The organism is Streptomyces sp. CBMA156, from assembly GCF_014596515.1.
Lineage (GTDB): Bacteria > Actinomycetota > Actinomycetes > Streptomycetales > Streptomycetaceae > Kitasatospora.
In genome coordinates, this window is sequence record NZ_MSJQ01000074.1 from 1 (window position 1) to 20,348 (window position 20,348).

Below are 20,348 nucleotides of genomic sequence, written 5' to 3' on the forward strand. Positions count from 1 at the left end.
GGACGGTCCTGGCGGCGGCTCGGGCAGCTCGCTCCTGGGCACCGGCGTCTCGATCGGCGCGACGTCCGGCACCATGGCCGGCGCGGTGCCGCAGGGCTTGCCCGCCGCGGACTCGGCGACCGCCGGGTTGGGCGTGTAGGCCGCGGCCATCAGCAGCGCGGTCGGCACCGCCGCCATCGCCAGCGCGCGGCCTCTCAGCCGGATCCGTACGGGCGTGCGCGGGGCCGCGTGCCGGCCGGAGCGCTGCGCGGGAACGGTCGTACCGTCGGCTTGCTCGGCCGGCCCGGTCACCGCGCCTCCTCCTGGTCCACGGCTCCGGGCTGCTTCGGGACGGCCGCTCCGGCGGCTTCGGTGGCTTCGGAAGTGCCGCCGGTGGCAGCCGGTCCGGCGGCCTGCGGCCCACCCTGGGCGGGCAGTTCGGCGGTGGGCGCCTCGGCGGATCCCGCCGCGACGGCCCCGGCAGGTCCGGCGGCCGGCCCGGCGGCGACGCTCTGCGCCACGGTGTTCCCGGCCGCGACGCCCCCGGCGTCCTCGGCCCGGTGCCGACGCCCGGCCTTCGCCGCCGGCTCGGCCTCCGGCACCGGGGCCCAGGAGACCATCAGCCCGCCGCCGATCAGGCCCGGCAGCAGTGCCAGGCCGAAGCCCGCGAGGTTGGAGACCGGGATCGAGACCAGCGTCAGCAGGATGGTCGCGATGCCCGCGAAGACGCGCACCGCGGGCTGGAACCAGGCGGTCAGCCCGAGGATGATCATCAGGACCCCGATGATCATCGATCCGGCACCGGCCGTGGTGGACATCGCGATGGTCAGACCACCGAACGACAGGTGGGCGTAAGGGAAGTAGAGGATCGGGACGCCGGCGATCATGGCCAGCAGTCCACCCCAGAAGGGCCTGGTGCGGCGGAATTCACGGAAGTGCCGCCAGAGCCACCCGACGGGGTTCTGCTGGCGGGGCCGCGTCTCGACCGTTGCGCTGGACATGGTGCAACTCCTCGACGTCGCTACGAGGGAAGAACAATGGGGGATGGGCCGGGGGCGGTGGAAGACCGCCCCCGGCCGCGTGCCGTCACTCGGGCACGCCGGTCCGGCGCACCGTCAGGCGAGGCTCAGAAGCACTCGTTGCCCTTGCCGTCACCGCTCTTGAGGGAGAGGTTCAGGCCGTTCAGCACGAACGTGCCGGCCGAGGTGGCCCGCGCGGTCTGCTGGACGCCGCTCAGGTCGGCGACCTTGGCGGACTGGGCGAACCCGGTCGCACCGGTCGGCAGGCCGGCGCCGCCGCCGCCCTTGGTGACGCCCGCGTGCGGGGTCCAGCCCTGGGTGGCCGTGCCCGAGAGGGTGGAGGCGTCCTGACCGATGTTGATGTCGGTGAAGGTCGCGTCCGCGTTCAGCTGCTCCAGGTCGATCAGCAGGTTCGTGGCCTCGACCGGCTTGTCCTTGTCCGTACCGGCGTGCAGCTGCAGGGTGATCTTGCCCATGCCGAACGCGGTCAGGTCCGTCACCACCGACTGGCACAGGTTGGTGATGGTGGCGTGGTCGAAGGCCGAGACCGCGACCGGGTGCGGCTTGCCGTTCGCCTCGATGTCGATCGAGCCGAACTGGGCGAAGTTGGTGCCGTGCAGCGTGTCGGTGCTGACCTTGAACTGCTGGCCGGAAATGCTGAACGAGGCGGCGAGCGCGCTGTTGGCGATCGAGACGCCGACCATCGCGGTGGCCGCGACGCTCGGCACCATCACCAGTGCGAAGCGCTTCCAGCGGGTCTTGCCGTAGGTCTTGGACATGCGAGTCCTCCTTCTAGGACGTACATCTCCGGCTCCCCGGCGGCGCGTCCCGCACCGGTGGGGGCCTGGGATGGGAGAGAGCTACGTCCTCGGTAGCGGAGAGCGCCTTGGGCGTCGTCGGACGCGGGAACGGCCCGCGTGCGGCGGACCTCCCGTCCCGGCACCGGACGTCCTTGCGGGACGACGGGCAGGACCGACGACATCGGCGATCACCCCCGAGCGACAACCAGCGACCGCGCAGGGCCGCGCGGCCGGTCGAAGGACAGGAACCGCCGTGGGACCGCGGATACCCCCCTGCCCTCCCTCCCGTCGGCCTGGGCCGACGGATCACCCGGTGGGGATCCCGCGCTCCGCGTGCCGACCTGTGGCCGGAGGGTGTGGAGCCCGGGACCGGGCGTGGCCGATCGTGCTTGAATCCCGGGCGAAGCACAAGAGGTGCCTTACTGACGGGTAATGCAACATCAGGCGACGTTGATCATGGAATCCGCGCCGCCTGCACCGTGCGTGACCCTCTGGAGAAACCGTGATGGCGAAATCCGCCGGAAACACCAGCGAAACACCCGCGGGTGGTCACACGTGGTGACCACCCGCGGGTGAAATCAAGATTTGGTAAACCTCTGTCCAGTTGACCGGATTGTCGCCAAATCACCAGGCGACACCGCAGGTCATCCGAGATGCCAGCCGACGGGCCCGAACCGGGCGCGGGGCCGGGCACAAGGCGAGGCACCGCCCAACGGCTCAGAACAGCACGCGCGCCAGTGCCGTACGGGCCGCGACGACCCGCGGGTCCTCCGGGCCGATCACCTCGAACAGCTCCAGCAGGCGCAGCCGGGCGGTGTCCCGGTCCTCGCCGGCCGTCCGCCCGACGGTGGCGACCAGACGCCCGAAGGCGTCCTCGACGTGACCACCGACCAGGTCCAGGTCGGCCGCCTGGAGCTGGACCCCGACGTCCTTCGGGTCGGCCGCGGCCGCCGCCCGGACGGCCTGGAGGTCCAGGCCCTCGATCCGCTGGAGCAGTTCGGCCTGGGCCAGGCCCAGCCTGGCCTCGGTGTTGCCCGGCTCCTCGGCCAGCACGTTCCGGTAGGCCTGGATGGCACCGGCCAGGTCGCCGGCGTCCAGCGCGTCGTGCGCGGCGGCCAGCGCCGGGTCCTCGGGGTACTGCGAGGCGGCGGCCTGGGCCTCGCCCGGGGCGGCCGCACCGCCGGCCACGCCGAAGCGCTGCTCGGCGACCAGGATCAGCTGGTCCAGGATCTTGCGGATGTTCGCGGCGCTCTCCGCGCCCTGGAACAGCGGCACCAGCTGACCGGCCACCACGGCCATCACGGCCGGGATGCCCTGGATGCCGAACTGCTGGGAGAGCTGCGGGTTGGCGTCCACGTCGATCTTGGCGAGCACGAAGCGGCCGGCGTACTCCTCGACCAGCCCCTCCAGGACCGGGCTCAGCTGCTTGCAGGGCCCGCACCACTCGGCCCAGAAGTCGATGACGACCGGCACCTCGGTGGAGCGCTGGACGACCTCGGTCTCGAAGGTGTCCTCGGTGACGTCGATCACGAGCTGGTACGCGGACTGGGCGGGGGCGACTCCGGCCGACTCGGCGGCGGCCGCCTGACGGGCCCGCTCGGCCCGGGCCTGCTCGGCCTTCTGGGCGGCTTCGCCGGCCGCCTTCACTGCGGCGAGGTCGACCGCACCGCGCAGGGCGGCACTGTTGAGACGCGAATTCCGTGGCTGCATGGCACCATCCTCCCCCGTCGGCGCTGCCGGCGGGCACCAACCCCGGGAAAGTCGCACCGCACGGGCCGCGCGACGCGGATTCCCGGGCGTCGCGCCCCTCCCCCGGTAGCCTGAACCGTTCGGCGCGGATCCCCACCCGCGCCCGCGCCGCCCCGTCCCACGGGATGCGGCGCCTGGTCGTCACTGCTTTCGCTACGAGTCGTAGCGTAACTGGAGGCGGTGCCCCGCCCGCAAGCCCCACCGGCGGTTCGGGGACGTGACCTGCCCCACTTTCCCGTGACACCCGGCTCCCCGAATCGGCGAACAGTCGCTACCGTTACCAGCCCCGCCCAAGTTACTTACCAGTAGAGCGCAAGGAGGCCCGGTGCCGGCCGCCCAGCCCCCAGCGATCCCGGGGTCCGCGGAGCCCGCGGAAAGCACGGAGCCCGCAGAGAGCACGGAGAACACGGAGAGCACGGACCAGGCGCGGCCGGACCCGGCCGCCGCGGCCCTGGCCCTGACCCCGGAGCCCGCGGGCGCCGTCCGGGCCAAGGGGCGCCCGCGCAGCGCCGCCGCCGACCGCGCGATCCTCGACGCCACCCGCGAGACCCTGGCCGAACTCGGCTGGGGCGGGCTGACCATGGGCCACGTGGCGAGCCGCGCCGGGGTCGCCAAGACCACCCTCTACCGCCGCTGGCCGTCCAAGAACGAACTCGTGGTGGACGCCGTCGCCAGCCTCTTCGACGAGCTGGAGATGCCCGACCTGGGCAGCCTCCGGGCCGACATCGAGGCCGTGGTGGCCCAGTTCGCCGACCTGCTGGCCCGCCCTGAGACCCAGGCCGCGCTGCTCGCGCTGTTCGCCGAGGGCACCCGCGACCGGCAGCTGCGCCGCCGCATCCGCGAGGCCATCGTGGACCCGCAGAAGCGGCTGGTCCGCCAGGGCCGGACGGCCGCCCAGGTGCGCGGCGAGCTGGCCGCGGACACCGACGCCGACGCGGCCCGCGAGGAGGTCGACATCATCTTCGACACCATCGCGGGCACCGTCGAGCACCGCGTCCTGGTCAGCGGCGAGCCGATCACCGCCGAGTGGACCCGCCGCTTCACCGACCTGCTGCTCGGCCCGCTCACCGCCGGCTGAGCACACGGCGAGGAGCCGCCGCACGGGCTCCCGTACGGCGGCTCCTCGTCGGCCACGGCCTCAGAACATCGCGTTCTCCTGGTACGTCCCCCACTCCTGCCGCAGCGCGTTGCAGATCTCGCCCAGCGTCGCCTCGGCCCGCACCGCGTCCAGCATCGGCGGGATCATCGACTCGCCCGAGCGCGCCGCCGCCAGCATGGCGTCCAGCCCGGCCCGGACCGCCGCCTCGTCCCTGGCCGCCTTGCGCTCCTTCAGCGCCCGGACCTGCTCGCGCTCGACCTCGTGGCTGACCCGCAGGATCTCCAGCTCCGGGGTGACGCTGCGCGGGTGGCAGTTGACGCCGACCACGCGCTTGTCGCCCTTCTCCACCGACTGCTGGTACTGGAAGGCCGCCTCGGCGATCTCCCCGGTGAACCAGCCCTCCTCGATGCCGCGCAGGATGCCGGAGGTGATCGGGCCGATCTCGTGGTCCTCGCTGCCCTTGTCCAGGATCCGCTGGAAGATCGCCTCGGCCTGCTGCTCGATCCGGTCGGTCAGCGCCTCGACGTACCAGGAACCGCCCAGCGGGTCGGCCACGTTGGCGACGCCGGTCTCCTCCATCAGCACCTGCTGGGTGCGCAGGGCGATCTCGGCGGCCTGCTCGGAGGGCAGCGCCAGGGTCTCGTCCAGGGCGTTGGTGTGCAGCGAGTTGGTGCCGCCGAGCACCGCGGCCAGCGCCTCGACGGCGGTGCGGACCACGTTGTTGTACGGCTGCTGCGCGGTCAGCGAGACGCCCGCGGTCTGGGTGTGGAAGCGCAGCCACTGCGCCTTGTCGGTCTTGGCGCCGAAGCGGTCGCGCATCCAGCGGGCCCAGATCCGGCGGGCGGCGCGGAACTTGGCGATCTCCTCGAAGAAGTCCAGGTGCGCGTCGAAGAAGAAGGACAGGCCGGGCGCGAAGACGTCCACGTCCAGGCCGCGGGACAGCCCCAGCTCGACGTAGCCGAAGCCGTCCGCGAGGGTGTACGCCAGCTCCTGCGCGGCCGTCGCCCCGGCCTCGCGGATGTGGTAGCCGGAGACGGACAGCGGCTTGTACGCCGGGATGCCCTGGGCGCAGTACGCCATCAGGTCGCCGATCAGGCGCAGGTGCGGCTCGGGCGCGAAGAGCCACTCCTTCTGGGCGATGTACTCCTTGAAGATGTCCGTCTGGAGGGTGCCGTTGAGCACCGCCGGGTCGACGCCCTGGCGCTCGGCGGCCACCAGGTACATGCAGAAGACCGGGACGGCCGGGCCGCTGATCGTCATCGAGGTGGTGACCTCGCCGAGCGGGATGCCGGCGAACAGCACCTCCATGTCGGCGGCCGAGTCGATGGCCACGCCGCAGTGGCCGACCTCGCCGAGCGACTTGGGGTCGTCCGAGTCGTAGCCCATCAGGGTGGGCATGTCGAAGGCGACCGAGAGGCCGCCGCCGCCCGCGTCCAGGATCATCCGGTAGCGCTCGTTGGTCTGCTGAGCATTGCCGAAGCCGGCGAACTGCCGGATGGTCCAGGTGCGGCCCCGGTAGCCGGTCGGGTGCAGACCGCGGGTGTACGGGTACTCGCCCGGCCAGCCGATCCGCTCGAATCCCTCGTAGGCCTGCCCGGCGGGCGGGCCGTAGACCGGCTCGACCTCGTCGCCGGAGAGGGTGGTGAAGTCCGCGTCACGCGTGCGGGCCCTGTCGTACCGCTGCTGCCAGCGCTGCCGGCCGCGCTCGATCTCCTCGGCGTCCATGACCCCGAACTCCGCTCCGTACGGCCGCCACGGAGACGGGCGGCAGCTAGTAGGACGTCCTAACAATTTACTCGGACGTCCTACTATTTGTCGACGGATGACGCCCCCAGATCGGGACGACGGAGGGCCCCTCCCCAGGACAGCGAGGAAGGGGCCCTCTGGAAAGACGCGAGGTCCGGCTCAGACGCCGGCCGGCTGGCGCTCGCCGGTGCCCGCCGCGAGCTTCTCGGCGGCCTCGCCGGCCACCTTGCGCTCGAAGACGAAGGAGAGGAAGGGGATGCAGCCAGCCGCCAGGGTGAGCACCAGCCGGCCCATCGGCCACTTCAGCTTCTGCCCGAGCATGAAGGTCACCACGAAGTACCCGATGTAGAGGTAGCCGTGCAGCATCGCGACGTAGGTGGTGACGTCCTTGGCGGCGTCGAAGCCGTACTTCGCCACCATGAAGCCGCAGAACACCAGCAGTGCCACGCCGGTCGCGACGGCCAGGGCCCGGTACCAGCCCAGCAGGGGGGTCGCCTTCATGATCTTCCTCGCCTCGCTCGGCATTCTCGGCCGGTACGCCCCGGATCCGCGCACCGCTTACACGAGGGTAGCCGCCTTCACACCGTCTCCTTCGCAGCCCCCTCGGCCGGCTCGGCGAAGTCGCCGGCCGCGACCCGCAGCGGCCTGAGCAGTTCGAACACCTGGCGGCACTGCCCGGCGTCGTACTCCTCCAGCCCGAACTCCATCGCCATCAGCTCCCGGGTGGCCTCCTCGACCACCTCGCGGCCGCGCCCGGTGATCGCGGCCAGCACGCCGCGGCCGTCCAGCGGGTTGGGGCGGCGGGCGACCAGGCCGGCCCGCTCCAGGCGGTCGACGGTGTTGGTGACGCTGGTCGGGTGGACCATGAGCCGCTCGCCGATCTTGGAGAGCGAGAGCTCGCCGGTGCGGCTGAAGGTCAGCAGCACCAGCGCCTCGTAGCGGGCGAAGGTCAGCCCGTACGGCTTGAGCACCGCGTCCACCCGGGACAGCAGGATCTGGTGGGCGCGCATGACCGAGGTGATCGCCGCCATCGAGGGGACTCCGCCCCAACGGCGGGTCCACAGCTCGTCGGCACGGGCGATCGGATCGAAGTCGAGAGCGAGGGGCTTGGCCACCCCCTTACCGTACCGGCGGAAGGGACGTGTGCTACCAGCCGTCCTGATGGTGGACAAGCGCGACACGTGGCGGGAACCCGCCAACCGGACGGCCAGGTCCATACCAGGACATTGCGCCGGTATGAACGCGCACCAACGGGCGCCCGGCACCCCGTGGTTGACCCCGGATCGGGCCGGCGCCGCACCAGCAGGCCTCGGTTCGGGCGGTAACCCGCCGCACGGGCGGGTGATTCGCCCCTTTTGTCCGCTCGTTCACATTCCCCCGCTTTGGCGGGACTTGGCCAATCCATGATCGAGACCTGTCATTTGACGTGCTTGATTGTCATGCTTTCGACCAGCCCCGTACGGCAGCCACCGCCCCCACCCACCGGTGGCGAAGCCGTTCCGACCGCACGGGGAGCAGTACGTCAGCGCCCGTTCCGCCCCTCAGGTGCCGTCCCCGGCGCCCGGAACGCGGTGCGACCGCGTCCGCTCGCGGTTTCCCGGAAGGACTCGTTCGTGAAGCGAAAGCTCGCCGCAGTCGCCGTACTCTCCGCCACCACCCTGCTCACCGGTGTCGTCCAGATCAGCACCGTGGCCGTCGCGGACCCCGCCCCGCACGCCAGGGACGGCCGGCAGCGCGCCGATCTGATAGCCCTGGCCGACGGCCAGGCGGGCAAGGTGGCGCAGACCCTGGCCCTCGGCGGCCAGGAGCGGCTCGTCGCCAAGGACGCCGTGGTGGACGCCGACGGCACCCGCCACCTGCGCTACGAGCGCACCTTCGCCGGCCTCCCGGTGCTGGGCGGGGACCTGGTGGTGCACCAGAAGGCGGACGGCTCGACCGCCTCCGTGGACAAGGCCACCGGCGCGACCATCGCCCTGCCGAACCTCACCCCGCGGATCCCCGCCGACCAGGCCGCCGCCCAGGCGACCGGTGCCGTGCAGTCCACCGTGGGCATCGCCGCCGACGAGGACGAGTCCCCGCTGACCGAGGTGCGCCAGACCGGCGCCGCGAAGCTGGTGGTCTGGGCCGCCGACGGCAACCCGCGGCTGGCCTACCGGACCACCGTCGAGGGCCTGCGCGCCGACGGCACCCCGAGCAGCCAGCTGCTGGTCACCGACGCCGCCACCGGCCAGGTGCTCTCCACCCACGAGCAGGTGCAGACCGCCGCCGGCACCGGCAAGGGCGTCTTCGTCGGCAGCGTCCCGCTGACCACCACCCAGAGCGGGTCGGCCTTCCAGCTGAAGGACGCCTCCCGCGGCGGCCAGTCCACCAGCGACCTCAAGGGCAAGACCTCGGGCAACGGCACCCTGTACACCGACGCGGACAACGCCTGGGGCGACGGCACCGTCTCCAACGGCCAGTCGGCCGCCGTGGACGCCCAGTTCGGCGCCGCCGCCACCTGGGACTTCTACAAGAACACCTTCGGCCGCAGCGGCATCAAGAACGACGGCGTCGGCGCCACCAGCCGGGTCCACTACGGCCGCAACTACGTCAACGCCTTCTGGAACGACAGCTGCTTCTGCATGACGTACGGCGACGGCACGAGCAACACCCACCCGCTGACCGCCCTGGACGTGGCCGGCCACGAGATGAGCCACGGCGTCACCTCCGCCACCGCGAACCTCAACTACTCCGGCGAGTCCGGCGGCCTCAACGAGGCCACCTCGGACATCTTCGGCACGATGGTCGAGTGGTCCGCCAACCTGGCCGCCGACAAGCCGGACTACCTGATCGGCGAGCAGATCAACATCAACGGTGACGGCAAGCCGCTGCGCTACATGGACCAGCCGTCCAAGGACGGGCGCTCGGCCGACTACTGGTCGTCCTCGGTCGGCAACCTGGACGTCCACTACTCCTCCGGCGTCGCCAACCACTTCTTCTACCTGCTCGCCGAGGGCAGCGGCGCCAAGACCGTCAACGGCGTCGCGTACAACAGCCCGACCTCCAACGGCTCGACCCTCGCCGGCATCGGCCGGGACAAGGCCGCCGCGGTCTGGTACCGCGCGCTGACCACCTACTTCACCTCCACCACCAACTACGCGGCGGCCCGCACCGGCACCCTGAAGGCCGCCGCCGACCTCTACGGCGCGAGCAGCGCCGAGTACGCGGCCGTCGCCGCGACCTGGGCCGCCGTCAACGTCGGCTGACGTACCCGGACAGCGCGTCCGGCGCCCGGGGCCTCCGGCGGGAGGACCCGGGCGTCCGCCGTCGCCGGCGGCTGTCAAGGCCGTCCGGCTGGCGGAGTCCCGCCAGCCGCGACGAACCCGGCGAAACCGGGCATCGGGCGGCAACCGAACCATCCGTTACCGGAGTTGGCGATTCTCCGCCAATCCCCGGAGGCGGCCTGTCCATCCCTGCCAACAATTGTCATGCTTCTGACCAAGTCCCGTCCGACCCTCCGCCGCCCCACCCACTTCCCGGCGGAGTGTCAGGAACCGCACGGGACCGGCACGTCCGCGCCCTACCGCCCCCAAGGTGCCAACCCCGGCGCCCCGGTACGTGGCGCACCCGCACGCACCTCGCGGGTCTCGTGGAAGGAACCCCCGCACGTGAAGCGAAAGCTGACTGTCGGAGCCGTACTCTCCGCCACCGCCCTGCTCGCCGGCGTCATCCAGATCGCCGCCGTCCCCGCCCAGGCCGCCGCCCCCTCGCCGGCGCAGCAGCAGTCCGCGCTGCTCGCGCTGGCCTCCGGGCAGAGCGCCCCGGTCGCGCAGGCCCTCGCCCTCGGCGGCCAGGAGAAGCTGGTGCCCAAGGACGTGGTGGTGGACCGGGACGGCACCCGTCACCTGCGGTACGACCGGACCTACGCGGGCCTCCCGGTGATCGGCGGCGACCTGGTCGTCCACCAGAAGGCCCACGGCTCGGTGAAGTCCGTCGACCGCGCCTTCGCCGGACAGCTCTCGGTGTCGAGCCTGACCCCGGGCCTCGCCGCGCCCCAGGCCGCCGAGGCGGCCACCGCCGCGGTGCGGGCGACCGTCGGCATCGCCGCCGACGCGGACGAGGCCGCGCTCAGCCGGGTCGACGGCGCCGGTGCGCCCGAGCTGGTCCTCTGGGCCGCCGACGGCACCCCGCGACTGGCCCACCGCACAGTGGTCGAGGGCCAGCGCGCGGACGGCACCCCGAGCCGCCAGGAGGTGGTCACCGACGCCGCCACCGGCCAGGTGCTCGCCACCGACGAGCAGGTGCAGACCGCGACCGGCACCGGCAAGGGCGTCAACGTCGGTACCGTCACGCTGACCACCACCCAGAGCGGCAGCTCCTACCAGCTGAAGGACGCCTCCCGGGGCAACCAGTCCACCACCGACCTCAAGGGCGGCACCTCGGGCAGCGGCACGCTGTTCGCCAACACCACCAACAGCTTCGGCAACGGCCTGGCCTCCAACCGCGAATCCGCCGGCGTGGACGCCCAGTTCGGCGCGGCGGCCACCTGGGACTACTACAAGAACACCTTCGGCCGCAACGGCATCAAGAACAACGGCGTCGGCGCCTCCAGCCGGGTGCACTACAGCACCAACTACGTCAACGCGTTCTGGGACGACTCCTGCTTCTGCATGACGTACGGCGACGGCTCCGGCAACTCCCGCCCGCTGACCGCCATCGACGTCTCCGGCCACGAGATGAGCCACGGCGTCACCTCCGCCACCGCGAACCTCAACTACTCCGGCGAGTCCGGCGGCCTCAACGAGGCCACCTCGGACATCTTCGGCACCATGGTCGAGTGGTCCGCCAACCTGCCGGCCGACCCGCCGGACTACCTGATCGGCGAGAAGCTCAACATCAACAACAACGGCACCCCGCTGCGCTACATGGACAAGCCGTCCAAGGACGGGGCCTCGGCCGACTACTGGTCCTCCACCGTCGGCAACAAGGACGTCCACTACTCCTCGGGCGTCGCCAACCACTTCTTCTTCCTGCTCGCCGAGGGCAGCGGGTCGAAGGTCATCAACGGGGTCAGCTACAACAGCCCGACCTCCAACGGATCGAAGATCACCGGCATCGGCCGGACCAAGGCGGCCGCGATCTGGTACCGCGCGCTGACCGTCTACATGACCTCCACCACCAACTACAAGGCCGCCCGCACCGCGACCCTGAAGGCCGCCACCGACCTGTACGGCGCGAGCAGCACCGAGTACAACACGGTCGCGGCCGCCTGGAGCGCGGTGAGCGTCAACTAGCGACACCCGTCGACCGGGCGCCGAACGCCGGCCCGCCCGGCCCGAGCCACTCCCGGTAAGAAACGGCGACAGGCTGCCGCGGCCCTTTGGGAGAGGAGGCCGTGGCAGCCTGTCGACCGTCCACGCGGAAGCCGGGGATCAGGCGGTGGCGGGCTTGAGCTCGCCCCGCTCCTCCTTGGCCAGCATCCGCTCGGCGAAGAAACCGCCGGTGGGCACCACCGCGAGCACGAACATCAGGACGCCGCGCTTGGCGTCCCACTTCTGCGTCTGCCAGGCCTGGATCCAGAAGACCACGTACAGGATGAACAGCACGCCGTGGACCATGCCCATCACCGGGACGGCGTCGAACGAGGTGGTCCGCTTCAGCACCGAGCAGATCAGCAGCAGGATGAAGGAGACCCCTTCGGGGCCGGAGACCAGGCGCAGGCGGTGGACGGCGCTGCTGTTCACGATGGGTTCCTCAATACGTGGGGTCGGAGGCGCGGGCGAGCTTGTGAAGCGACTCACAAGCCTTCGGCCCATTATCGCCGAGCACACGCCCCGGCCCCCGGCCGGGGGTGGCCGCCGTGCCCGATCTCACAGCGCCCGCCGGCCGTGTCACAGCTGTGTGCCGGAACCCCGCCGGGCGGGACCGCCCGCCCCCGGAAGCCCCTATCCTGCTGCCCGCGCGCCCACCGATCCGGGCGCCGACGCATCGCACACGGGGGTAGTCACCGCATGTTCACACGCGACTGGGACCGCAGGACCTGCGCCAAACGCGGCCACGTCACCTACGCGCCGACCGAGCCTGGGCTGGCCTCCCGGCTGCACGCCTCGACCGCCCTCGGCGACGCCTGGCGCTGCCTGCGCTGCGGCGACTTCGCGCTGGGCGCCCCGCACGGCTCCGGCCCCGCCGACGAGGCCCCGCTGGTGCCCCGCGGCAAGGCGCTGCGGGACCTGTTCATCCTGCGCTTCCTGGCCGTCGAGCGGGTGCTGCGCGGGCTGCTGATCATCCTGGTCGCCTGGGCCGTGTGGAAGTTCTCCAACAGCCAGGACGCGGTGCACCGGGTCTTCGACGAGAACCTCACCGTCTTCAGGCCGGTCACCGACCACTTCCACTGGGACCTCGAACACGCGCCGATCGTCGAGACGATCCGCAAGACCTTCGAGTTCAGGAAGAGCACCCTGCTGATCGTCGCGGGCGCGCTGCTCGTCTACGCGGCGATCGAGATCATCGAGGCGGTCGGCCTCTGGCTGAACAAGCGCTGGGCCGAGTACCTGACGGTGGTCGCCACCGCGGCCTTCCTGCCGCTGGAGGGCTACGAGTTGAGCCACCACGTCAGCGCGCTGAAGATCTGCACCCTGGTGCTGAACATCGCGGCGGTGCTCTGGATCATACTCTCCAAGCGCCTGTTCGGGCTGCGCGGCGGCGTGGCCGCCTTCGAGGCGGAGCGCCACTCGGCGTCGCTGCTGGAGGTCGAACAGGCGGCCGGGACCGTTCCGGGCCCCGGACAGGGGGCGCGCGCCCGGACCTGACCGGCGCGTTTGTCGCAGCCCGGTACCAGTTGGCCCGCGCACTCTCCCCGTATCGCCTCCACAGCGGCTAGATTGCGGCCGTGGCACAGTTCAGACTCCAGGGATCACGCGTGCTCGCCGTCGAGCTGGGCGGGGACGGCGTCAAGGCGCGACACGGTTCGATGGTCGCCTACACCGGGCAGATGGCCTTCAAGAAACTGACCGGCGGCGGGGACGGCCTGCGCGGCATGGTCACCCGACGACTGACCGGCGAGAAGATGACGGTCATGGAGGTGAAGGGACAGGGCACCTGCTACTTCGCCGACAAGGCCACCGAGATCAGCCTCGTCCGGCTGAACGGCGAGACGCTGTACGTCGAGTCGGACAACCTGCTCTGCACCGAATCAGGCCTGCACACCGGCACCAGCTTCACCGGGCTGAACGGCATGTCCTCCGGCAACGGCCTGTTCACCACCAAGGTGGAGGGGCACGGCTGGGCGGCCCTCACCTCCAACGGCCCCGCGGTCATCCTGCGGGTCGACAAGAGCATGCCGCTGCGGGTGGACCCGGGCGCGTACGTGGCGCACACCGGCACCCTGCACCGCAGCCTGAAGTCGGGCGCGGGCTGGACCACGGTGATGGGCGAGGGCGGCGGCGAGGCCGTCCAGATCGAGTTCACCGGGGAAGGTCTGGTGTACGTGCAGCCCTCCGAGAAGACCACCATCGGGGGTGACGTCTGATGGGCTTCACGAAGATCAACGGCAAGATGGTCGAGGCCCAGGTGCTGCCCGGGCAGCGGCTGTTCAGCCAGCGCGGCGCGATGCTCGCCTACAGCGGCGAGGTCCGCTTCACGCCGAACATCACCGGCGGCCAGGGCGGCGTGATGTCGATGATCGGCCGCCGGGTGGCCAACGAGGACACCCCGCTGATGACCGTCGAGGGCCAGGGCCGGGTGATGTTCGGCCACGGCGGCCACCACGTCCACGTGATCGACCTGTTCGGCGACACCCTGTACGTCGAGGCGGACCGGCTGCTCGCCTTCGAGGGCACCCTGCGGCAGTCCACCATGTTCATGGGCTCGCAGGGCGGGGTGATGGGCATGGTCCGCGGCCAGGTCACCGGGCAGGGCCTGTTCACCACCAAGCTGGAGGGCCAGGGGTCGGTCGCGGTGATGGCCCACGGCGGCGTCTTCGAACTGCCCATCGTCCCCGGCCAGTCGGTGCACGTCGACCCGCAGGCGTACGTGGCGCACCGCGGCGACGTACGCAACAAGCTGTCCACCGCGCTCGGCTGGCGCGACATGATCGGCCGCGGCTCGGGCGAGGCGTTCCAGCTGGAGCTGTCCGGACAGGGCGCGGTGTACGTCCAGGCGAGCGAGGAGAAGCTCTGATGTCCTACCCGCCGCAGCCCCCGTACGGCTCGCCGCACGACCAGCAGACCCAGCCCGGCTTCGCGGTCCCGCCGCCACCGCCGAACCACGGCCCGCAGCAGGGCTATCCGCCGCCGCCCGGCGGGTACCCGCAGCAGGGCTACCCGCCACCGCCGCCGCCCGCCCAGCAGCCCCAGCAGCAGCCGTACGCCCAGCAACAGCCGTACGCCCAGGAGCAGTTCGGCGGCCCGGTGGCCCCGCTGCCGAGCGGCCACGGCGGCACCGGGCCGGTGGTGTGGGACGTCCACAGCCTGCCGGCCGGCGACAACGTCAACCCGTACGCCTTCTCGGTCGAGCTGAACGGCTCGTACTTCCTCCAGAAGGGCAAGATGGTCGCCTACTACGGCGACATCACCTTCAAGGGCGTCGGCGCCGGGGCGCTCGACCGGATGCTCGGGCAGCACTTCAACTCGCCGATGCACGCGTCGGACTGGGTGGTCGCCGAGGGCCGCGGCAAACTGCTGCTGGCCGACCGGGCGTACGACCTCAACTCGTACGACCTGGAGGACGGCAACCTGACCGTCCGCTCCGGCAACCTGCTGGCCTTCGACCCGGCGCTGCGGCTCAAGCAGTCGATCATCCCCGGCTTCCTGACCCTGCTCGGCACCGGCCGCTTCGTCGCCGCCTCCAACGGCCCCGTGCACTTCGTCGAGCCGCCGCTGCGGGTGGACCCGCAGGCGCTGGTCGGCTGGGCGGACTGCCCGGCGCCGTGCCACCACTACGACCACGACTACATGCACGGGCTGATCGGCGGCCTGCGCCGGCTGACCGGCCTCGGCGGCGCCTCCGGCGAGGAGCACCAGTTCGAGTTCATCGGCGCCGGCCAGGTGCTGTTGCAGTCCAGTGAGAAGCTGCTGGCGGAGCGCTCGGTCGGGCAGGTCGACGCGGAGGCGGGAGTGCCGGTCGGCGGAGTGCCGAACCAGCCGGCGGCCCAGGCCGGCGGGAATCCGAACGTACCGGGCCTCGGTAACCTGGGCGACCTCGGACGACGTTTCGGCCTGTAAACTCGTACAAGATTGAACTAAATCGGCTATGCTGGACGGCATGGAATCGCACACGATCGACACTGCGGCCACCCCTCCGTCGCAGCCCGAGGAGGAGACTCCCTGGCTGACCGCCAGGGAGCAGCGGATGTGGCGCGCCCATCTGGAGGTCGCCAAGCTGCTGGAGTACCAGCTCAGCCGTGAACTCCAGCCGCACAACCTGGCGATCAACGACTACGAGATCCTGGTCGTGCTCTCCGAGGCCCAGGACCGCCGGCTGCGGATGACCGACCTCGCGACCGCGACCCTCCAGTCGAAGAGCCGCCTCTCCCACCAGATCACCCGCATGGAGAACGCCGGTCTGGTGCTCCGCCAGGAATGCCCCGGCGACCGCCGGGGCCTCTACGCCCACCTCACCGAGCACGGCTGGGAGACCATGCAGCGGGTCGCCCCCGACCACGTGCGCAGCGTCCGGGCGCACTTCATCGACCGCTTCACCGAGGAACAGCTCGACGCCATGTACGAGGCCCTCGCCCCGATCGCGGAACACCTGCGCGGCCTCCGCGGCCGACCGTAGGGCCCGGCAGCCCATCGCGGTTCCCCGCCGCCCCGCCGCGACCGTGACCGCGGCGGGGCGGCGGGGGAACCGCTCAGCTCGTGGTCAGGCCCGCGACCAGTTCGTCGGCCGCGCCGTACGGGTCCAGCGCGCCCCCGGCCACCCGCTCGGCCAGCACGGCCAGGTGCCGGTCCCCGCGCAGGTCGCCGATCCGGGCGCGCAGTTCGGCCAGCGCGATCGCCTCGATCTCCTCGGCGGCCCTGCGGCGGCGCCGCGCGGCCAGCTCGCCGTGCTCCTCCAGCCAGGCGCGGTGCTTCTCCAGCGCCTCGACCACCTCGTCCACGCCCTCGCCGCGCGCCGCGACGGTCTTGACGATCGGCGGGCGCCAGTCCCCCGCCTCCCTGGCCTCGCCGAGGCCCAGCATGTGGTTGAGCTCCCTGGCGGTGGCGTCGGCGCCGTCCCGGTCGGCCTTGTTGACCACGAAGACGTCGCCGATCTCCAGGATCCCGGCCTTGGCGGCCTGGATGCCGTCGCCCATCCCGGGGGCCAGCAGCACCACGGTGGTGTCGGCCTGGGCGGCGACCTCCACCTCGGACTGGCCCACCCCGACGGTCTCGACCAGGATCACCTCGCAGCCGGCCGCGTCCAGCACCCGCAGCGCCTGCGGCGCCGCCCAGGAGAGCCCGCCGAGGTGGCCGCGGGTGGCCATCGAGCGGATGAACACCTCGGGGTCCGTGGCGTGGTCCTGCATCCGGACCCGGTCGCCCAGCAGCGCGCCGCCGGAGAACGGCGAGGACGGGTCGACGGCCAGCACCCCGACCCGCTTGCCGAGCCGCCGGTAGGCCGAGACCAGCGCCGAGGTGGAGGTGGACTTGCCGACCCCGGGCGAGCCGGTCAGGCCCACCGTGTACGCCCGCCCGGTGTACGGCGCGAGCGCGGCCATCGCCTCCCGAAGCTGCGGAGCGGCGTTCTCGACCAGCGTGATCAGCCGGGCGACCGCCCTCGGCCGGCCCTCCCGGGCCTGCTCGACCAGCGTGGCGACATCGATCATCAGGAGCTCCTAGCGCAGATGCCGAAAGGGGCTGCGGACCGCTGGTGGCGGTCCGCAGCCCTGGAGGCCGGATCGGCCGGTCAGACCTTCGGGACGCGCACGATCAGCGCGTCGCCCTGGCCGCCGCCGCCGCACAGCGCGGCCGCGCCGACCCCGCCGCCGCGGCGCTGGAGCTCCAGCGCCAGGGTCAGCACCACGCGGGCGCCGGACATCCCGATCGGGTGGCCGAGCGCGATGGCACCGCCGTTGACGTTGACGATGTCGGAGGAGACGCCCAGGTCCTTCATCGACTGGTGGGCGACGGCCGCGAACGCCTCGTTGATCTCGATCAGGTCGAGGTCGGCGACCTCCAGACCCTCCTTGGCCAGCGCGTGCCTGATCGCGTTGGACGGCTGCGACTGGAGCGAGTTGTCCGGGCCTGCCACGTTGCCGTGGGCGCCGATCTCGGCGAGCCAGGTCAGCCCCAGCTCCTCGGCCTTGGCCTTGCTCATCACGACCACGGCGGCGGCGCCGTCGGAGATCTGCGAGGAGGTGCCGGCCGTGATCGTGCCGTCCTTGGTGAAGGCCGGGCGCAGCCTGGCCAGGCCCTCCACGGTGGTGTCGGCGCGGATGCCCTCGTCCTGACTGAACAGCACCGGCTCGCCCTTGCGCTGCGGGACGGCGACCGGGGCGATCTCGGCGTCGAAGACGCCGTCGGCCTGCGCCTTGGCCGCCCGCTGGTGGGAGGCAGCGGCGATCTCGTCCTGCGCCTCGCGCGGGATGCCCAGGCGGGTGTTGTGCTTCTCGGTGGACTCGCCCATCGGGATGTTCTCGTAGGCGTCGGTGAGGCCGTCGTACGCCATCGCGTCGAGCATCTCGATCGCGCCGTACTTGAAACCCTCGCGGGACTTCGGCAGCAGGTGCGGGGCGTTGGTCATCGACTCCTGGCCGCCGGCGACCACGATGTCGAACTCGCCGGCCCGGATCAGCTGGTCGGCCAGCGCGATGGCGTCGAGGCCGGAGAGGCAGACCTTGTTGATCGTCAGCGCCGGGACGCTCATCGGGATGCCGGCCTTGACGGCGGCCTGGCGGGCCGGGATCTGGCCGGCGCCGGCCTGGAGCACCTGGCCCATGATCACGTACTGGACCTGGTCGCCGGTGACACCGGCCCGCTCCAGGGCCGCCTTGATCGCGACGCCGCCGAGGTCGGCGCCCGAGAAGCCCTTCAGGGAGCCGAGCAGGCGGCCCATCGGGGTCCGCGCACCGGCAACGATCACAGAGGTGGTGTTGGTCATGGGACGGGCCCCTTCGCACGTCGTGGCCAGGTGAGAATGCGCTCAATGTACTGACCTGTTACCCGCCCGTCACCGGAGCGACGGTGTGATCGAGCGCACTGGCACCATCCAGTCAACACCGTGCCGACCCGGTCCGGGTGAACCGCCGACCGTGTGAGCAGGCTCGCACGCCGGGTACTGGCGTCCGTCGCCGGCCATGCGCTGCACTGGGTGCACCTTCTCCCCACCACCCGGAGGTCACCGTGCTGACCCGCATCGACCACATCGGCATCGCCTGCCGAGACCTCGACAAGACGGTCGAGTTCTACCGCGCCACGTACGGTTTCGAGGTCTTCCACTCCGAGGTCAACGAGGAGCAGGGCGTCCGCGAGGCCATGCTGAGGATCAACGGCACCGACGACGGCGCAGCCTCCTACCTCCAGCTGCTGGAGCCCATCAGGACCGACTCCCCGGTGGGCAAGTGGCTGGAGAAGAACGGCGAGGGCGTGCACCACATCGCCTTCGGCACCGCGGACGTGGACGGCGACTCCGAGGCCATCAGGGACAAGGGCGTCCGGGTCCTCTACGACCAGCCGCGCAGCGGCTCGATGGGGTCGCGGATCACCTTCCTGCACCCCAAGGACTGCGGCGGCGTGCTGACCGAGCTGGTCACCTCCGCACAGCAGGCCCAGGACGGGCACTGATCGGTGCCAGGACCGCCCCGGGGCGTGCGGCGCCCCGGGCGGCAACCGACGCCCCGTCGGTCATGACCCGTCAGTAACCTGGCCGGAAGAGCCGGAAAACCCCCCTGCGGCCATTCCCCCGCGGTGCGCTCCCACTACAATGCCCAGGTGCGCGAAGGCTCCGGGGGACGGAGGCGACGGGCACGGCCGATGACAGGCCCGTCCGCCCTCCGGTGGTGGGCCCGTCGCAAGGGGAGTCCATTACGCGGGCACGGCTGAACAGTCGCAAGACGGATCTGTCACCATTCTCCACAAGGCAAGAGTTCGCCCAGGAGTCCACTCGGACGGGGGAACGCGGAAAATCCCGCGCTCCCGCGCCCCGGACTCCGACGACCGCGGCGGGCGGCCCCTGATTGGCGGGGAGCCGTCCACCGGCCGCGGATGCAAGGACCAGTCGGACCGGCCCCCGGAAAACGGGAGCCCGGCACCGGCCGGGTCGAGGACGCGACCAGGAGATGGATGGGACCGCGGAGTGCGGGGCAACGACCGCTACGAGGTTGACGATCACCTCTCCCAGTTCGAGGCCGAGATGGGTCGGACTCGGAAGGAGCGGGACAAGGCAGTCGAGCATGCCGAGGACCTCGCCTACCAGGTGGAGGTGCTCCGGGCGAAGCTGCACGAGTCCCGCCGCATGCTCGCCCAGCCGCGCGCCTTCGACGCCGTTTCCGGCCAGGCCGAGCAGATGCTCCGCACCGCCGAGATGCAGGCCCAGCAGCTGCGCGCCGACGCCGAGCGCCAGCTGCGCGACTCCCAGGCCGCCACCCAGCGGATCATGGCCGAGGCCGCCGAGCGCACCTCCCGGCTGGAGGCCGAGCTCACCGCCCGCCGCCGCCAGCTCGAAGACGAGCTCGCCGAGCTGCGGCGCTCCGCCGAGCAGCACGTCAACGGCTGGGCCGAGCAGACCAGGGCCGGCTCCGAGCAGGAGGCCCAGCGGCTGCTCCAGGAGGCCCGCGCCGAATCCGAGCGGATGGTCGCCGCCGCCCGTGCGGAGGCCGTCGCCCTCGCCGACCAGGCCCGCGCCAGGACCGCCGCCGACGTGGACGCCGCCCGCGGTGAGGCCCAGGCCGCCGCCGAGGCCGCCCTCCACCGGGCCCAGACCGATGCCGAGCGCCTGCTGCGCGCCGCCTCCGAGCAGGCCCAGCAGGCCGGTGCCCAGGCCGCCGCCGACGTGGAC

At 71.8% G+C, this 20,348-nt stretch carries 18 protein-coding genes and 2 pseudogenes; 10 read left to right on the forward strand and 10 right to left on the reverse strand.

From position 1 onward, the window contains the following. The 4 genes and pseudogenes from BU198_RS06050 to BU198_RS06065 form a co-directional block, all read right to left on the reverse strand. A pseudogene (locus BU198_RS06050) lies at positions 1-291 on the reverse strand (hypothetical protein); the annotation flags it as partial. Continuing rightward, positions 288-980, reverse strand: coding sequence for a DUF6114 domain-containing protein (locus tag BU198_RS06055; protein ID WP_188295807.1), 693 nt, complete (start codon positions 978-980; stop codon positions 288-290). The pseudogene BU198_RS06050 and the gene BU198_RS06055, both read right to left, overlap by 4 nt. A 125-nt stretch (positions 981-1,105) precedes the next feature. Continuing rightward, positions 1,106-1,777, reverse strand: coding sequence for a DUF6230 family protein (locus BU198_RS06060; protein ID WP_188295808.1), 672 nt, complete (start codon positions 1,775-1,777; stop codon positions 1,106-1,108). A 738-nt stretch (positions 1,778-2,515) separates the two neighbouring features. Continuing rightward, positions 2,516-3,508, reverse strand: coding sequence for a tetratricopeptide repeat protein (locus BU198_RS06065; RefSeq protein WP_188295809.1), 993 nt, complete (start codon positions 3,506-3,508; stop codon positions 2,516-2,518). 496 nt (positions 3,509-4,004) lie between these two features. On the opposite strand from BU198_RS06065, the gene BU198_RS06070 reads away from it, so the two are divergent. After that, on the forward strand, positions 4,005-4,625 hold the full coding sequence (locus tag BU198_RS06070; RefSeq protein WP_188295823.1) for a TetR/AcrR family transcriptional regulator: 621 nt from the start codon (positions 4,005-4,007) through the stop codon (positions 4,623-4,625). A 60-nt stretch (positions 4,626-4,685) separates the two neighbouring features. Here BU198_RS06070 and BU198_RS06075 read toward each other — a convergent pair whose 3' ends face one another. The 3 genes from BU198_RS06075 to BU198_RS06085 all read right to left on the reverse strand — a co-directional run bounded on the left by BU198_RS06075 (position 4,686) and on the right by BU198_RS06085 (position 7,507). Further along, positions 4,686-6,371, reverse strand: a complete 1,686-nt coding sequence (locus BU198_RS06075; protein ID WP_188295810.1) for a methylmalonyl-CoA mutase — start codon at positions 6,369-6,371, stop codon at positions 4,686-4,688. A gap of 180 nt (positions 6,372-6,551) precedes the next feature. Beyond that, entirely contained in the window at positions 6,552-6,893 is a 342-nt protein-coding gene (locus BU198_RS06080) for a DUF3817 domain-containing protein (RefSeq protein ID WP_188295811.1), read from the reverse strand. Between the two features lie 77 nt (positions 6,894-6,970). Beyond that, positions 6,971-7,507 (reverse strand): MarR family winged helix-turn-helix transcriptional regulator, encoded by a 537-nt coding sequence (locus tag BU198_RS06085; protein ID WP_188295812.1) that lies wholly within the window; start codon positions 7,505-7,507, stop codon positions 6,971-6,973. A gap of 498 nt (positions 7,508-8,005) precedes the next feature. Between BU198_RS06085 and BU198_RS06090 the strand changes: the two genes are divergently transcribed. Next, positions 8,006-9,637, forward strand: coding sequence for a M4 family metallopeptidase (locus tag BU198_RS06090; protein WP_317619987.1), 1,632 nt, complete (start codon positions 8,006-8,008; stop codon positions 9,635-9,637). Between the two features lie 402 nt (positions 9,638-10,039). Continuing rightward, positions 10,040-11,665 (forward strand): M4 family metallopeptidase, encoded by a 1,626-nt coding sequence (locus BU198_RS06095; RefSeq protein WP_317619989.1) that lies wholly within the window; start codon positions 10,040-10,042, stop codon positions 11,663-11,665. Between the two features lie 138 nt (positions 11,666-11,803). Here the strand turns inward: BU198_RS06095 and BU198_RS06100 are convergent, their stop codons facing one another. Next, positions 11,804-12,115 carry a DUF3817 domain-containing protein gene (locus BU198_RS06100; protein ID WP_411293149.1) on the reverse strand — a complete coding sequence of 104 codons (312 nt, stop codon included), beginning with the start codon at positions 12,113-12,115 and terminating at the stop codon, positions 11,804-11,806. Between the two features lie 267 nt (positions 12,116-12,382). On the opposite strand from BU198_RS06100, the gene BU198_RS06105 reads away from it, so the two are divergent. The 5 genes from BU198_RS06105 to BU198_RS06125 all read left to right on the forward strand — a co-directional run bounded on the left by BU198_RS06105 (position 12,383) and on the right by BU198_RS06125 (position 16,148). Further along, positions 12,383-13,180, forward strand: coding sequence for a DUF2127 domain-containing protein (locus BU198_RS06105; protein WP_188295816.1), 798 nt, complete (start codon positions 12,383-12,385; stop codon positions 13,178-13,180). A gap of 80 nt (positions 13,181-13,260) precedes the next feature. Beyond that, entirely contained in the window at positions 13,261-13,899 is a 639-nt protein-coding gene (locus BU198_RS06110) for an AIM24 family protein (RefSeq protein ID WP_188295817.1), read from the forward strand. Next, positions 13,899-14,549: an AIM24 family protein gene (locus BU198_RS06115; RefSeq protein WP_188295818.1), complete on the forward strand. Its 651-nt coding sequence runs from the start codon at positions 13,899-13,901 to the stop codon at positions 14,547-14,549. Before BU198_RS06110 ends, BU198_RS06115 begins: the two co-directional genes overlap by 1 nt. Before the next feature lie 230 nt (positions 14,550-14,779). Further along, positions 14,780-15,592: an AIM24 family protein gene (locus BU198_RS06120; protein ID WP_411293150.1), complete on the forward strand. Its 813-nt coding sequence runs from the start codon at positions 14,780-14,782 to the stop codon at positions 15,590-15,592. 40 nt (positions 15,593-15,632) lie between these two features. Continuing rightward, positions 15,633-16,148, forward strand: a complete 516-nt coding sequence (locus BU198_RS06125; RefSeq protein ID WP_188295819.1) for a MarR family winged helix-turn-helix transcriptional regulator — start codon at positions 15,633-15,635, stop codon at positions 16,146-16,148. Positions 16,149-16,221: 73 nt separating this feature from the next. Here the strand turns inward: BU198_RS06125 and meaB are convergent, their stop codons facing one another. Further along, positions 16,222-17,178, reverse strand: coding sequence for a methylmalonyl Co-A mutase-associated GTPase MeaB (gene meaB / locus BU198_RS06130; protein WP_188295820.1), 957 nt, complete (start codon positions 17,176-17,178; stop codon positions 16,222-16,224). Between the two features lie 80 nt (positions 17,179-17,258). Continuing rightward, complete coding sequence (locus BU198_RS06135) at positions 17,259-18,452, reverse strand: acetyl-CoA C-acetyltransferase (protein WP_188295821.1); 1,194 nt, start codon at positions 18,450-18,452, stop codon at positions 17,259-17,261. 242 nt (positions 18,453-18,694) lie between these two features. Between BU198_RS06135 and mce the strand changes: the two genes are divergently transcribed. Continuing rightward, entirely contained in the window at positions 18,695-19,135 is a 441-nt protein-coding gene (mce, locus tag BU198_RS06140; RefSeq protein ID WP_188295822.1) for a methylmalonyl-CoA epimerase, read from the forward strand. A 511-nt stretch (positions 19,136-19,646) separates the two neighbouring features. Further along, positions 19,647-20,348: pseudogene (locus BU198_RS06145) on the forward strand (hypothetical protein); the annotation flags it as partial.

Bases quoted from the DNA above. Each gene is read 5' to 3' on its own strand.
- BU198_RS06135 (WP_188295821.1), bottom strand. From the start codon at position 18,452: ATGACCAACACCACCTCTGTGATCGTTGCCGGTGCGCGGACCCCGATG.
- meaB (WP_188295820.1), bottom strand. From the start codon at position 17,178: ATGATCGATGTCGCCACGCTGGTCGAGCAGGCCCGGGAGGGCCGGCCG.
- BU198_RS06075 (WP_188295810.1), bottom strand. From the start codon at position 6,371: ATGGACGCCGAGGAGATCGAGCGCGGCCGGCAGCGCTGGCAGCAGCGG.
- BU198_RS06105 (WP_188295816.1), top strand. From the start codon at position 12,383: ATGTTCACACGCGACTGGGACCGCAGGACCTGCGCCAAACGCGGCCAC.
- BU198_RS06115 (WP_188295818.1), top strand. From the start codon at position 13,899: ATGGGCTTCACGAAGATCAACGGCAAGATGGTCGAGGCCCAGGTGCTG.
- BU198_RS06080 (WP_188295811.1), bottom strand. From the start codon at position 6,893: ATGAAGGCGACCCCCCTGCTGGGCTGGTACCGGGCCCTGGCCGTCGCG.
- BU198_RS06065 (WP_188295809.1), bottom strand. From the start codon at position 3,508: ATGCAGCCACGGAATTCGCGTCTCAACAGTGCCGCCCTGCGCGGTGCG.
- BU198_RS06125 (WP_188295819.1), top strand. From the start codon at position 15,633: ATGGAATCGCACACGATCGACACTGCGGCCACCCCTCCGTCGCAGCCC.
- BU198_RS06060 (WP_188295808.1), bottom strand. From the start codon at position 1,777: ATGTCCAAGACCTACGGCAAGACCCGCTGGAAGCGCTTCGCACTGGTG.
- BU198_RS06055 (WP_188295807.1), bottom strand. From the start codon at position 980: ATGTCCAGCGCAACGGTCGAGACGCGGCCCCGCCAGCAGAACCCCGTC.